Raw genomic sequence first — 13,723 nt, forward strand, 5'->3', positions numbered from 1 at the left:
ATTACACCAACCTTGGTGACCACACCGGATGACATTCCTTGTACTGGCGAGATGGTTTGGGTATTCAACTACGAAGATTGTGAAGGTAACAACCATGACTGGAGCTACACTTATACGATTGATATTCCGGATTTCGTGGCTAACATGCCTGCAGCCGGAAGTTCAACCGTAGATTGTCTGGCCGATGCACAGGTTCAGCCTACACCACCTGCCGTTAATGATTACTGCGGTAACCCGATTACACCAACCTTGGTGACCACACCGGATGACATTCCTTGTACTGGCGAGATGGTTTGGGTATTCAACTACGAAGACTGTGAAGGTAACAACCATGACTGGAGTTACATTTATACGATTAATATTCCGGACTTCGCGGCGAATATGCCAGCGGACGGAAGTTCAACCGTAGATTGCCTGGCCGATGCACAAGTTCAGCCTACACCACCTGCAGTGAATGATTACTGCGGTAACCCGATTACACCAACCTTGGTGACCACACCGGATGCTATTGCTTGTACTGGCGATATGGTCTGGGTATTTAACTATGAAGATTGTGCCGGTAATAATCACGATTGGAGCTATACTTATACCATTGATATTCCGGACTTCGTGGCAAACATGCCGGCTGACGGAAGTTCAACCGTAAACTGTCTGGCTGATGCTCAGGTTCAGCCTACACCACCTGCCGTTAATGATTACTGCGGTAACCCGATTACACCAACCTTGGTGACCACACCGGATGACATTCCTTGTACTGGCGAGATGGTTTGGGTATTCAACTACGAAGACTGTGAAGGCAACAACCATGACTGGAGCTATACTTATACCATTGACATTCCGGACTTCATGGCAAATATACCTGCTCCTGGCGCTTCAACGGTGGAATGCATTGGAGATGCAACAGAACCGGTTCCTCCGGTAGTATCTGATGCTTGCAATGGAGAAACGACAGTGGAATTAGTCGATGTCACAGATGCACCCGATCCAATTACCAACAATGGAACAAGGACTTACACGTTCCGCTATGTGGATTGTGCGAATAATGAGGCGATGTGGACGTATGTGTATACCATTGATGATACTCAAAATCCAACAATCACCTGTCCTGCCACCGTTTCAGTGCCTGCTGATCCGGGTGTCTGCTATGCTTTGGCAGAGAACGTAGATTTGGGCACACCAACAACCGATGATAATTGTGCTGTGGCTTCAGTAACGAATGATGCTCCTGCCCAATTCCCGGCAGGAGACACGCCAGTGACTTGGACCGTGACGGATGTTGCGGGCAACACGGCAACTTGTGTGCAAATAGTAACTGTTTATGATGCAGAAGACCCAGCCGTAAACTGTCCTGTAAGCGAAGATCAGGTAGTAGAAGCCAATGAGAGCTGTGCATATCTGCATAGTGGAACGGGATGGGATGCCACGGCCACGGATAATTGTGGCGTGAGTAGTTTGACCTATGTCTTGACAGGAGCAACAACCGACTCAGGCGATACTACCCTTGATGGGGTTGAGTTTAACCTGGGAGAAACAACGATTACCTGGACTGCGGTTAATGGAACCGGAAATGAAGTAAGCTGTAGCTTTAATGTTATCGTTAATGATGTGAGTGCGCCAACCTTTACCTGCAACGACCTGATGGTAACATTGGATGAAAATGATTACTATGCTATTACGCCTGAGGACTTAGCATTACTGGCTAAAGATATTCAGGGAGAATGTGATGAAGATGTATCAGATTTTACCATTTCGGTGGATACTCAGGAGTTCACCTGTGAAACAATGGGTGCACAAACCGTAACGGTTACCGTCACCGATGCGTCTGGTAATTTTTCGAGCTGTGAAACAACAATCACGGTTGAAGATCCGGTAGATCCAACCATTACGTGTGCAGGCGATGTGGAAGCTTCGGTGCAGTCAGATGAGAGCTGCTTCGGTTTTGTGACCGTTCCTGCTCCAGCCACTGCAGACAATTGTGGAATTGCGTCTCTTACCAATGACTATAATGATTCGGATGATGCCAGCGGCGATTATCCGGTTGGAGAAACAGTCGTTACTTGGACGGTTACCGATAACGATGGCAATACAGCAACCTGCGAGCAGCGCGTCGTGTTGATCAGTGGACCACTTGCGCTGGACGATCAGGCCAGTTTGGAAGAAAATGAAGATGTAACGATTTATGTGCTGGACAATGATCTGGATTGTGATGATAATCTTGATAACACCAGTCTGACGATAACATCACAACCTGCAGAGGGAACAGCAACGGTCAATGTAGATGGCTCTATCACCTATAAGCCGAACATTACCTATTATGGAGCCGATCAGCTGACCTACCAGATTTGTGATGTCGATGGACAGTGCGACGAGGCGGTGGTCAGTATTACGATCACACCAAGTGAAGAGCTGTTGATTCCGAATGGATTTTCACCCAATGGCGATGGAATTAATGATTATTTCCGCGTCCGCGGAATTCACAAATATCCCAATGCGCAAATCGAAATTTATAATCGTTGGGGAGCTAAAGTTTATAAACGCGACCGCTACGGAGATATTGGAATGTACGGAAATCCCGGAGCATGGTGGGATGGAAGACCTAATGTGAAGGGAACTTCGAATTCAGAGATTCTTCCGGAAGGAACCTATTTTATTATTCTGATTCTGGATGGCTCGAATGTGCACAAAGGAACGCTATACATTAACCGGTAAAATGAACTGAGATGAAGATGATTAAGAAAATGTCAAAATACGGGATAAGCTTACTGTTGTTAATATCTTCAGTTACGGCTTCATTTGGACAACAAGATCCAATGTATAGTCAATACATGTTCAACATTCAGGCATTCAATCCGGCTTATGCCGGAACCTGGGAGAGCATTGGAATTATGGCCTTGGGACGTCATCAGTGGGTTGGTTTCGAAGGAGCCCCCACAACTTATACCTTGACGGTGCAGGCTCCTTTACGCGGAAAAAATGTGGGCTTAGGGCTATCGGTTATTAACGATGAGATTGGAATTGAGAAGCGCTTAGCCATTTTTACCGACTATTCTTATCGGTTGAAGTTGACGGATAAGGTGTCTCTGCGATTGGGATTAAAAGCAGGTTTCACCAGTTATGAAAATAACCTGGATGCTTATCGCTTATATGTCCCCGAAGGAGGAAGCGACCCGGCTTTTCAGGGGGTTATTGATAAGAAGTTCATGCCCAACTTTGGTGTAGGCGCTTTTATGTATTCCGATAAGTTTTACGCTGGCCTATCTATTCCCAAAGTTTTGCAGAATGATTTCGAAAATGGAGTGGAGAACTACGAAACGAGCTATGAATTGCGACACATGACCTTAATTGGAGGTTACGTGTTTGAGTTTAGCGATGCGGTGAAGTTTAAGCCTTCGTTTAACGCACGTTACCTGAAAGGATCTCCTCTTGTGACCGATATTAATGCTAGTTTCTTGTTTGCTGATCGCTTTTGGATTGGGGCCATGTACCGGACAGCCGAAACCTTTGGCTTCAATACTCAATTCATTGTCAACGAAAAGCTGAGGCTGGGCTATGCCATTGATTTTAATACCTCGAATATTAGCTCTTATAACGATGGAATTCATGAGGTGATGATTTCCTATGAGTTGAATTTTGTCAAGTCTCGTTATACTTCACCCCGTTACTTCTAATGATAGAAAAACTTATTGATATGAAAGCAAAACACATACTTGTCGTAATATTCCTCTTAATTACCTTTAGCGGGTGGGCGCAAAAGAGTCTTTTTGATGCGGTGAACATGACGATTGATACTTTAGCAATCAACACCCCATACAGTGATTTCGGCCCTGCTATTATTGAAGATGAATTGGTTTTTTTATCGTTTAGCGAGAAAGATGGGAAAAAGTCGGATAAACCAAATAAGGTTTTTTACGATCTGTACTCAACCAAGCTAAATGCCTTTGGCGAAGCGATGGGTGACAGAACGCGGATGAACACGGTGGTGTCGAAATATCACGAGGGACCGTTGACCTATTGTAAAAATACCGGAGAGTTGTTTTTAACCCAGTCGAACTGGGAGAATCCGCAGGAAGAGAATATGGTATTCATCAAAAAGAATATCCGCTTGGGAATTGTGATTTATGAAAAGTCGGGTTCGCGCTGGAGTGTCAAAGAAAAGCTTCCTTTCAACAGTAGCGAATATTCGGTGGCGCATCCAACCATAAGCGTAACAGGCGATACCTTGATTTTTGTGAGTGATATGCCTGGCGGAAGCGGAGAAACTGATTTGTATTACACCGTGCGAACAGCTGACGGCTGGGCTGATCCGATTAATCTTGGTCCAAAAGTTAATAGTAGTGGAAAGGAGATGTTTCCTTTTCTGAATACCGATGGCAGCCTTGTTTTTTCCTCGGATGGGCTTGGGGGAGCTGGCAAGTTGGATTTATTCTACATCGAATTTCCGATCCGTGCATCGAGCCAGCGCTCTACTTTTGCCGGAGAAGTTAATTCTCCGGAAGACGATTTTGGAATGGTGGTTCACCCCAATCAGCAAGGCGGTTATTTCGCATCAAACCGCAGTGGTGGCCAAGGCAGCGATGATGTTTATTTCTTAAGATTCGAAGATTATGTATTTGACGTAATTGCCATGTCTAGTAAAACCAAGGAAATTCTTCCCGGAACGCATGTCAATATAATTGATGAAGAAGGGCGAGTAGCTGCAAGCGGATCAACCAATGATGAAGGACGACTGGAAGTGCAGCTGGAAGGCAATACAAAATACACCCTGGTAGCAACCAATGAAGAGTATATGGAAAAAATACTCGATCTGGATATGGCCGATAAGACGGGGTTTGTGGACGGAAATCTGGAAGTTTATTTAGATCCTGAATTCGTCTTTAAAGGTCAGGTGGTGGATATTATGGGCAATGTCCCTATCCCGGATGCCTTGCTGATGGTTTCGGACGGTACCAAGCTTGACTCCATTCTAACGGACGATAAGGGAACATTTACCTATAATCTTGAATCGGATAAAAAATACCGGGTGGATGTTTCAGCCTATAACTATTTTGGAACGGAAATCGAATTCAATACGATGGGGATGGATATGGGCGTATTCGATTACTTGATACAACTCTATTCACTTGATGCCGGATCGCGTATCGCTTTGAAAAATATTTACTACGACTTTGGCGAATGGAGTTTACGTCCGGAAGCCAAACGTGAACTGGATCGATTGGCTAAAGTCCTTGAAGAATATCCCGACATTCAGATCATACTGGAATCACATACCGATTCCAGAGGAACGGATGAATTCAACATGGATCTTTCAAACAAACGATCGGAAACTGCAGCTGATTATATAATTTCGAAAGGAATTAGTGCACGACGCTTGGAGTGGGTTGGATTCGGCGAAACCCAGTTGGTGAATGAATGCGATGGCAGCATTCCATGTACTGAAGAGCAGCACTATGAAAATAGACGGACTGTGGTTGAAATACGAAAATCAAAAGTTACCCGAAGGGCTAAGGGCAATATTTTCTACTTCTAATAATAGTCATGCTAAAAAAGTCGGGCTGGAAACTCTCTTCCAGCCCGACTTTTTTAGCATCTGACTTCCAATTTTATTTCTTGATTAAGCCATCTGATACGTAATCGATGGATGATAGGGGTATAGCTTGATTTAGCGTTAAACAACATTCATGAATTCAGAGGGCTTATAATGCCTCGCTGCAGTTTCTGGAAAGACCAACTATTGAATTCCACTGCTTTGCTTTTGTAGGCGAAATGGCCTGTTATTCTTAATCTTTTTGGAGCCATTTGAAGAAAGAAAGAGACATGCAAAGTCTCTGAATTGGTTTTTGACGGGGAATTATATCATGCCGCGTTGGGCCTCGCATCGACATTCGATCCTGCCTGTTTGCTCTTCTATATTTGGGTTTAAACATTCTCTAATCTTTTGCGTTTTTTTAATAGAACCATTTGGAAACTAAAAGTTTGTAAATTGTTTTGTAATTTGAACAATCTAAATTTCAATAAAATCTCAAAAAGCTATGGAAGGACAATCAGGTAATGTTAGTAAGTGCCCTGTTACAGGAGCCAGAGGAAAGCACCGTGTTGGAACTGGTGGAACCACGAACCAGGATTGGTGGCCAAATCAGCTAAAAATGAATATATTGAGACAACATTCGTCTTTGTCAAACCCAATGGGTGACGATTTTAATTATGCTGAGGAATTTAAAAGCCTCGATTTAAAAGCGATAAAGAAAGATCTTCACCGGCTGATGACTGATTCACAGGATTGGTGGCCAGCTGACTTTGGGCATTATGGCCCGTTTTTTATTCGCATGGCCTGGCACAGTGCCGGAACCTACCGCACAGGCGATGGCCGCGGGGGCGCCGGAGGAGGGCAGCAACGTTTTGCTCCGCTGAACAGCTGGCCCGACAATGTTAATCTCGATAAAGCCCGACGATTGCTCTGGCCAATAAAACAAAAATATGGAAAGAAGATTTCCTGGGCTGACCTGATGATTCTTGCCGGGAATGTTGCTCTGGAATCGATGGGATTTAAAACCTTTGGATTTGCAGGTGGTCGTGAAGATGTTTGGGAGCCCGAAGAGGACGTTTATTGGGGTGACGAAACCAAGTGGCTGGAAGGTGACAAACGCTACTCAGGTGATCGTGATCTTGACAATCCACTGGCAGCTGTTCAGATGGGACTTATTTATGTCAATCCCGAAGGACCCGATGGGAACCCTGATCCGATTGCTGCGGCCAAAGATATTCGTGAAACCTTTGCGCGCATGGCTATGAATGACGAAGAAACCGTAGCACTTATTGCAGGAGGTCATACCTTTGGTAAATGCCATGGCGCTGGAGATGTGGTTCATGTTGGACCAGAGCCCGAAGCAGCCGATATGGAAGAGCAAGGCTTGGGATGGAAAAGCTCGTTTGGAAAAGGCAAAGGAGGCGATACCATCAGTAGTGGTTTGGAAGTTACATGGACACAAACACCATCCAAGTGGAGTTATTACTTTTTTGACAACTTGTTTAATTTCGAATGGGAGCTAACGAAAAGTCCGGCTGGAGCTCATCAGTGGAGAGCCAAAAATGCAGGAGAAGTGATCCCCGATGCTCATGATCCTTCAAAAAAGCATATTCCAACCATGCTGACGACAGACCTTTCGTTGCGTTTTGATCCAGAATATGAGAAGATATCCAGACGTTTCTATGAAAACCCGCTTGAGTTTGCTGATGCGTTTGCTCGCGCCTGGTATAAGCTAACTCACCGCGATATGGGACCACGATCACGATATTTGGGATCCGAAGTGCCTGCTGAAGAGTTACTTTGGCAAGATCCAATACCTGTTTTAGACCACCAATTGATTGACGAGGACGATATTGAGACTTTAAAAGCTAAAGTTTTAGACTCCGGCTTATCCGTATCTGAGGTGGTCTCGACAGCCTGGGCATCAGCCTCTACGTTCCGTGGATCCGATAAGCGCGGCGGAGCCAATGGCGCTCGTATTCGTTTGGCTCCTCAAAAAGATTGGGCGGTAAACAATCCTGCTCAACTCAAAAAAGTTCTTCAAACTTTGGAAAGCATTCAGAACGAATTTAACAGCAGCCAGACAGGCGGGAAAAAGGTTTCGCTAGCCGACTTGATTGTTTTGGCAGGCTGTGCCGGTGTTGAAAAAGCAGCTAAGGCTGCTGGTAGTAAAATTAAAGTTCCTTTGAAACCCGGACGCATGGATGCTTCTCAGGAACAGACCGATGTTGAATCATTTGCCGTATTGGAACCTGCTGCAGATGGATTCCGCAACTATTTAAAAACAAAATATGCCATTCGAACCGAAGAATTATTGGTCGATAAAGCGCAACTGCTCAATTTAACAGCACCTGAAATGACGGTTTTAGTTGGGGGAATGCGTGTTTTAAATACCAATTTCGACCAGTCGAAACATGGGGTGTTTACATCTCGTCCGGAAGTATTGACCAATGATTTCTTTGTTAACCTGCTCGATATGGGAATTGTCTGGATGCCTAAGGATGAGTCAAAGGAAGCCTTCGATGGACGCGATCGTGCTTCTGGAAAAATTAAATGGACCGGGACACGAGCTGACCTTGTTTTTGGATCGAACTCAGAGCTTAGAGCCCTTGCTGAAGTGTATGGTAGTGCCGATGCGCAGACCGCTTTTGTGAAGGATTTTGTTGCTGCCTGGGACAAAGTGATGAATCTTGATCGTTTTGATCTGGCTTGAATTCATGGCCTGAAAAATAGGAGGCCATAGGATAAAAAAAGAGCGGTGGTCAATTGCTGATCACCGCTTTATATTTTGTTCTGCCGAAAAAACAGGAAGCATAAGCTTAGTTGCTCACCATCTAGGAGATGATTCCCATCTTTCGCATTAAAAAGTTGGCATTCATGGTGGAGGTAACGCCATCGGTCAGTTTATAGTCGAATAGCAATTCCTCCTCAGTCAACTGAATTTCGAAGCATTTATTGGTAATTTGCTTCGGATATTTCTCAGCCAAATCAGTCAGTTTTAAATCGTGCGTTGCGACCAGCCCCACTGTGTGAAGCGAAATTAACTGCTCAATCAGCTTAATGGAACCGGATAATTTATCTTCGGAGTTAGTCCCTTTCAGCATTTCATCGATAATAACAAACACGGCGTGTCCGGCTTTTATGTCGTCTAAAATCATTTTCAGACGTTGTAGTTCGGCAAAAAAGTACGACTCATCGTTTTGCAGGTTATCGGTGGTGCGCATGTTGGTGAAAAGGCCAATGGGCTTCATGCTGAACCAGCTGGCATTTACGCGGCAGCCATTCATGGCTAAAATCATGTTGACCCCGATGGTTCGCAGGAATGTACTTTTCCCGGCCATATTGGCGCCGGTAATAATCGCGATTTGTCCCGTTCCATTCATCCGAAAATCATTCCCAATATTTCTTGCTTCTTTTATTAACGGGTGTTTTAGCTCATTGGCTGTTAGATGAAATTCGCCATCTTCAAATTTAGGTAAAGTCCATTCCGGATGGTTATGGTTGAGGTTGGCCAGACTCGACAAGGCATCGAACTCAGCCAGAATATGAAACCAATGCTGAATGCTTCCCTTATGGCTCATTTGCCATTGGAACAGTTTGAAGGAGCAACGCAAATCCCATAATAAAAGACCATTCAATACAGATGCAATCAGGAGATTATTGCGATAATCAAATTCGGCCATTCGTTTTTGAAGCTCTTCTATTGCTTCGCTGGCCTTCTGGTTCCCGGTCAGCAATTGATCTTTCAACTCGTTTAAAAGCGGATCCTGAAATTCCTTCTCTTCAATAAGAAGCAGTAGTTCTTTGTAGTTCGACAAGCGTTTGGCTTGGCTGCCAAACAAGGCGTAAAAAGCCTGAATGGTATTTTTGTAAGCGTAAAGAACGCCGCCATTAAGCAAAAGAGAAGCCACAAAAAGTGCCCAAGGAACATTTAAAAGCTGGCACAATAAGAAACTAAGGAACGTGAGCAAAGGTAGCAGAAGCAGTAGTTTTTGGAGTCGGCCCGGCTTTCTTATCTCAAGCTGTTCGGTAATTTTTTGCAGGAAGTTGGAATCCTGTTTATCCTTGGTATGTCCTTTGGCGGCAAAAAACTGGCGCCAGCGGGTATAATTGCCCAATTCAAGCAGTGCTGTCTGCCTTTCCTGAAGCCGTGTTAGATTGGTTTCGGGTTCGCTTAATTTATTGGCCAGTTTCCTTTTTCCCAGTTGGGTAACTGTGCGGTTAATAAACTGAAAGAGCGAGCCTGAGCCAAAAAGATCCAAATCGTAGGAATAATGATGATGGGGATCGGTGAATTCACTGCCAGTCTCAAAGTTGCTGTAGTTTTCCTCCAGGGCCGCTAATTCGTGCTGGTTAATTTTGATCAGATTGGCGAACAGAACCTTTTCTTTTTCCTTTTTCAGAAAAACTTTGATCCAGTAAAAGAACAACGCTATGCTGATCAGTGCGACCGACCAAGCCAGCCAGGATGATACTTTGGGCAAATAGATGAGCGCCAAAACCGCAACAACAAAGGCTGCTAAGCGAAATAGCGCCAATTGTCTGATTTGCTTTTTGATGGTGCCCAAACGTTTTTGGTCGTGGGCGAGAAATTTGGTGTATTCCTGGAAAAGCGCTTGATTCATTTTAGATAAATTGGGCGTGCATTAGTTGGTTAATAACCAGTAGTACGGTTGAAGAAAAGATCACGAACACCAGAAAAATAACCAACGTTTCCTTGTTGCTCAGTTCCGTTTCCTTTAGTTTGGGCATCTTCAATGGTAAAAACCGATTTTCAATGGCCATGAGCAGTTTATAAATAAAATGCCCGATGGCCAAGCCAACGACCATGCCGGTTAAAATATCGAACGGATAATGGACACCCAAATAAATACGGGTATAACTTACCAGTGCGGCCCATAAAAAGATGAACAACTGGTAGCGGATATTTTTGAACAGCTTGGCGGTAAACATCGCTACTGCAAAGGTGTTGGTGGCATGCGATGAAAAAAAACCATACAAACCACCTTTTCGGTATACATTGTGCACCAAATGTTGGATGTCCGGATCGTGTGTTGGCCGAAACCGCTTGACACTTTCTTTGATAAAAACTGAAAACTGATCACTGATGACAATAACCAGTGCCAGCAAAATCAGAATGACCACTGCTTTCATCCGGTACTTGCGGATAATGAAAAACAGAAGGGTAAAGTAAAATAGTCCCCAGGTTGCGGTTTGGGTGAACAAAGTCATAACTACATCCCAGAATGGGGTGTGCAGACTATTAAAAAAGAAAAATAGCGATTGATCGAGTTGGTTTATGGATTCAATAAAAGCAATCATGAATGATTTAAAATTTGCCAGATTTTATCTTTTAGTTGCAAAATGCCTTGGTTGGTAACCGAGGAAATGAAGCTGTGCGGAATATCACTGAGTTCGGCGCTTATCTCCTGCTGTAATTCTTCATCCAGAAAATCAGACTTGCTGATCACCAAGTATCGTTCTTTATCCAACAATTCGGGGTTGTATTTTTCAAGTTCATTGAGCAGAATGTTGTATTCTTTTCGGTGATCTTTACTGTCGGAAGGAACCATGAATAAAAGCATCGAATTGCGTTCGATGTGGCGGAGAAAGCGTAGACCCAATCCTTTGCCTTCATGCGCTCCTTCAATAATTCCGGGGATGTCGGCCATTACAAACGACTGGTTGTCGCGGTACGAAACAATGCCTAAATTAGGAACTAAAGTTGTAAACGGATAATCGGCAATTTTAGGTTTGGCAGCTGAAACGACTGATAATAAGGTTGACTTGCCAGCACTAGGAAAACCTACCAAGCCAACATCAGCCAAGATCTTTAGTTCCAGTATTTTCCAGCCTTCTTGTCCTTCTTCACCCGGTTGCGCGTAACGCGGCGTTTGGTTGGTCGACGTTTTAAAATGAGTATTTCCTAGTCCGCCACGGCCACCTTTGGCCAGGTATTGTGTTTCACCATCTTTGGTAATTTCAAACAGAAATTCACGGGTCTCACCGTCTTTGGCAACAGTTCCCAAGGGTACTTCAATAATAATATCCTCTCCATCGGCACCGAAACTACCGTGCCCACTGCCTGAGCCTCCATGATCGGCATATACATGTCTCTTATACCGAAGGTGTAGCAGGGTCCACATTTGCGCATTGCCTCTCACAATCACATGCCCGCCGCGTCCTCCATCGCCTCCATCGGGGCCACCTTTCGGTACAAATTTCTCTCGTCGCAGGTGCGTTGAACCTGGACCGCCGTTCCCGGAGCGGCAAAATATCTTTACGTAATCAACAAAGTTTTTTTCAGACATGGTATGATCTTGTTAATGTGCAAAATAAACAAAAAAAGACGAATGTGTTGTATACATTCGTCTTATAAATATGGTGTATGAATGGTTAGAGTGAACCAACAGCCTCTTTCAAGCGTGCTGCAATTTCCTCTACAGTTCCCATTCCATTGATCCCAACATGTTTGTCTTGGGCATCATAGTATTCTTTGATCGGTGCTGTTTTCTGGTTGTAAACCGAAATGCGATTTTCAATAATTGAAACATCCTGATCATCTGAACGTCCGGAAGTTTTTCCGCGGAAGAGAAGACGATTAATCAGTTCTTGTTTTTCAACTTCCAGGCTAAGCATGCCATTGATAGGTGTCTTGTTTTCTTCCAGCATGGTGTCCAGGGCTTTAGCCTGATCAACTGTGCGAGGAAAACCATCAAAGATAAAGCCAGTAGCATCCGGATTGGCATCGATCTTATTCTTAATCATACCGATAACAACATGATCAGGAACGAGTTCGCCTTTGTCCATAAATTGCTTTGCTGCAAGTCCTTGTGTGGTTTTTGTCTCAATTTCGTGACGTAATAAGTCTCCGGTTGACAGGTGGATCAATCCAAAATTTTGAATAAGAAATTCAGCCTGCGTCCCTTTTCCGGCTCCCGGAGGCCCAAATAGAATCAGATTTAACATGTTAATTTGTATATTTTTGGGTTTCTAGTGTATGTTGTTGTTATTCCACAACTTTAAAAATGTCAATCAAGTTGCGTCCTCGTCCGTCATAGTCCAGTCCATAACCCACAATAAAGTCATTGGGGATTTCAATGCCGACATAATCCAATTTGACTTTCCTAACGAGGGCGTCAGGTTTGAGCAGCATACTAGCTACCTGAATCTCGGCAGGATTCATTCTTTGCAGCTGCTTAACGGTATTATCAATGGTAATTCCTGAATCGACAATGTCTTCTAAGATAATGACAGTTCTTCCTTCCAAACTTTCATTCAATCCAATAAGTTCTTTCACCTCTCCGGTTGTTTGGGTGCCTGAGTAAGAAGCTAGTTTTACAAATGAAATTTCTGCGTCGAGTAGCGAAATACGTTTGAAAATTTCGGCTGCAAACATGAATGACCCATTTAAAATGCAGAGAAACAGGGGGTTTTTCCCCACTAAGGTTTCGTTCATTTTGTCGGCCATGTCCTCAATCACTGACCGAATTTTCTCATAGGGGATGAACAATTCAAATTCTTTATCTAAGATCTTTATGTTACTCATTTGACTGTTTTTTTCGTTAAAGGGAAGATGAGTTTCAAATCTGTTTATTTTCAATTATTTTAGCTCTGAAATTAAAAAGTACAAAGAAACAAAAATTAATTGAAAAGATGGAAGCGAAAGTTAGTATCATCATGGGAAGTACTTCGGACCTGGGAGTCATGGAAAAAGCAGCTAAAATTTTGGATGAATTCGAAATTCCTTTTGAGATAAATGCTTTATCAGCACACCGAACTCCGGAAGAAGTAGAGCGTTTTACAAAGGGCGCTAAAGATCGTGGAATACAGGTTATTATTGCAGGAGCTGGAATGGCAGCCCACTTGCCGGGTGTGATTGCCGCGATGACTCCGCTACCGGTGATTGGCGTTCCAATTAAAGCAAGCCTGGATGGGATGGATGCCTTATTGGCCATTGTCCAAATGCCTCCCGGAATTCCAGTGGCTACAGTGGCTATTAATGGTGCTCAAAATGCCGGTATTTTGGCGATCCAGATGATGGCTTTGGGTGATGCCAGCCTGATGGAGCGTTTTGTTGCGTATAAAAACGATTTGAAGGAGAAAATTGTGAAGGCCAACCAGGAATTATCGGGGGTCAAATACAAATTCAAAACGAATTAGCATTTTCATTAAGTTATTTTTTTGTAACTTAACCAT

Annotated in this window: 10 protein-coding genes; 5 read left to right on the top strand and 5 right to left on the bottom strand. The window is 43.9% G+C overall.

The window, feature by feature from the left end; all coding sequences use genetic code 11:
- From ACUNWA_RS09300 to katG, 4 genes are all read left to right on the top strand, one after another.
- The coding region (locus ACUNWA_RS09300; RefSeq protein ID WP_445591625.1) for an HYR-like domain-containing protein at positions 1–2,709 on the top strand (2,709 nt) is incomplete at its 5' end.
- A gap of 11 nt (positions 2,710–2,720) precedes the next feature.
- Positions 2,721–3,668 (top strand): PorP/SprF family type IX secretion system membrane protein, encoded by a 948-nt coding sequence (locus ACUNWA_RS09305; protein ID WP_445591626.1) that lies wholly within the window; start codon positions 2,721–2,723, stop codon positions 3,666–3,668.
- 20 nt (positions 3,669–3,688) lie between these two features.
- Positions 3,689–5,527: an OmpA family protein gene (locus tag ACUNWA_RS09310; RefSeq protein ID WP_445591627.1), complete on the top strand. Its 1,839-nt coding sequence runs from the start codon at positions 3,689–3,691 to the stop codon at positions 5,525–5,527.
- Between the two features lie 502 nt (positions 5,528–6,029).
- A complete protein-coding gene (katG, locus tag ACUNWA_RS09315) occupies positions 6,030–8,237 on the top strand; it encodes a catalase/peroxidase HPI (RefSeq protein ID WP_445591628.1) in 2,208 nt (735 codons plus the stop codon).
- 121 nt (positions 8,238–8,358) lie between these two features.
- On the opposite strand, the gene ACUNWA_RS09320 is transcribed toward katG, so the two are convergent.
- The 5 genes from ACUNWA_RS09320 to ACUNWA_RS09340 form a co-directional block, all read right to left on the bottom strand.
- The gene (locus ACUNWA_RS09320; protein WP_445591629.1) at positions 8,359–10,149 is read right to left on the bottom strand and encodes a MutS-related protein; all 1,791 of its coding nucleotides are present in this window, start codon (positions 10,147–10,149) and stop codon (positions 8,359–8,361) included.
- A gap of 1 nt (position 10,150) precedes the next feature.
- Entirely contained in the window at positions 10,151–10,846 is a 696-nt protein-coding gene (locus ACUNWA_RS09325) for a phosphatase PAP2 family protein (RefSeq protein ID WP_445591630.1), read from the bottom strand.
- Positions 10,843–11,835, bottom strand: coding sequence for a GTPase ObgE (gene obgE / locus ACUNWA_RS09330; protein WP_445591631.1), 993 nt, complete (start codon positions 11,833–11,835; stop codon positions 10,843–10,845). Before obgE ends, ACUNWA_RS09325 begins: the two co-directional genes overlap by 4 nt.
- Before the next feature lie 85 nt (positions 11,836–11,920).
- A complete protein-coding gene (locus tag ACUNWA_RS09335; RefSeq protein ID WP_445591632.1) occupies positions 11,921–12,493 on the bottom strand; it encodes an adenylate kinase in 573 nt (190 codons plus the stop codon).
- Positions 12,494–12,533: 40 nt separating this feature from the next.
- Positions 12,534–13,073, bottom strand: a complete 540-nt coding sequence (locus tag ACUNWA_RS09340) for a phosphoribosyltransferase (protein WP_445591633.1) — start codon at positions 13,071–13,073, stop codon at positions 12,534–12,536.
- A 98-nt stretch (positions 13,074–13,171) separates the two neighbouring features.
- On the opposite strand from ACUNWA_RS09340, the gene purE reads away from it, so the two are divergent.
- Positions 13,172–13,687 (top strand): 5-(carboxyamino)imidazole ribonucleotide mutase, encoded by a 516-nt coding sequence (purE, locus tag ACUNWA_RS09345; RefSeq protein ID WP_445591773.1) that lies wholly within the window; start codon positions 13,172–13,174, stop codon positions 13,685–13,687.
- Positions 13,688–13,723 lie beyond the last annotated feature (36 nt).

The sequence above is a fragment of the Sunxiuqinia sp. sy24 genome (assembly GCF_052677165.1).